We start from the raw sequence: 1,368 nt of genomic DNA, 5'->3' as shown, positions 1-1,368 counted from the left end.
ATGAATGTGATGGATGAGCTTCTTGGGCGGATGCTGCTGTCACAGCTCCAAACGCTTGGGCTGGCCGGGAACGGAAGCCTGGACGAGCTGAGGGAAAAGGCTGGATTGCCTGCCCAGTACCATAAATGGCTCAAGGAGAGCCTGATTGTTCTGGCCCAGAGAGAGTATTTGCGGTATGACGGTCAAGTTGTCCGTCTAAACGGCTCGGGAAGCAGCGGGACGCAGGGCGTGTGGGAGGAATGGGAACGGAAGAAAACGCAGTGGCTGAACGATCCGGACATGAAAGCGCAGGCCGTGCTGGTTGAGGCGACACTGCGGGCATTGCCGGATATTCTGACTGGCCGAACACCGGCTACCGACATTATGTTCCCGAATGCCTCCATGGAGCTTGTGGAGGGAATCTACAAGCAGAATCGGATGGCGGACGCCTTTAATGAAGTGCTGGCCGAGACAGCAGCGGCGTATGTGGAGGAACGAATCAGACAGGATGCCTCCGCGACAATCCGCATTCTTGAGATCGGCGCGGGCACGGGCGGAACGAGCGCTATGGTATTCCGCAAGCTAGAGCCGTATCAGAAGCATGTATCGGAGTATAGCTACACGGATCTGTCCAAGGCGTTCCTTCTTCATGCGGAGAAGGAATACGGGGAGCGGAATCCGTCCCTCTCGTTCCATATCCTGGATATAGAACGTCCCGTAGGGGGACAGGGGATTCCGGAAGGCGGATACGATGTGGTTATCGCGGCGAATGTGCTGCACGCTACGGCCAACATTCGTCAGACGCTGCGGAACGCCAAGGCGGCTCTGCGCCAAGGCGGGATCCTGCTGTTGAACGAGCTCAGCGAAAATTCGTTGTTCGCTCATTTGACCTTCGGGCTGCTGGAAGGCTGGTGGCGTTACGAAGATGCGGAGCTGCGCATCCCCGGGTGTCCGGGATTGTACCCGGAAACGTGGAGAACGGTGCTGGAAGAGGAAGGGTTCGGACCGGTCCATTTTCCGGCACGGACGGCGCATGAGTGGGGGACACAGATTATCGTGGCGGAAAGCAACGGGATCGTCAGGAAGCGGGTGGAGGCGGAGGCGGAGCGTATAGCTGACTTGCGGCAGTCCCGAAATGATGAACGGGGGCAAGCGGCGTCTGATCCGAAGGGGCATGTCCAGCCGCAGATCCGAAAAGCGCGGCAGGGCGCCGATGTAACGGATGAAATGATCGCGGCCCATGTCCGGACAATCATCCGGGAGAACATCGCAGACGCGCTGAAGATGGATGAGGCGCGAATCCGGGACGACCGGAGCTTTTCCGAGTATGGGGTGGATTCGATCACGGCAGTCAACCTCGTCAACCGGATTAACAAAGCAATCGGAATC

Annotated in this window: 1 protein-coding gene; it reads left to right on the top strand. The window is 58.3% G+C overall.

Features of this window, described 5'->3' with window-relative positions:
• Positions 1-1,368 (top strand): methyltransferase (locus L692_RS30200; protein ID WP_036725558.1); only part of this gene is annotated, 1,368 nt, incomplete at both ends.

The sequence above is a fragment of the Paenibacillus forsythiae T98 genome (assembly GCF_000520735.1).
In the GTDB taxonomy this organism is placed as follows: Bacteria; Bacillota; Bacilli; order Paenibacillales; family Paenibacillaceae; genus Paenibacillus_AQ; species Paenibacillus_AQ forsythiae.
Note: the sequence above shows the minus strand (reverse complement) of the source record. Positions and strands in the feature narration are given on the sequence as shown.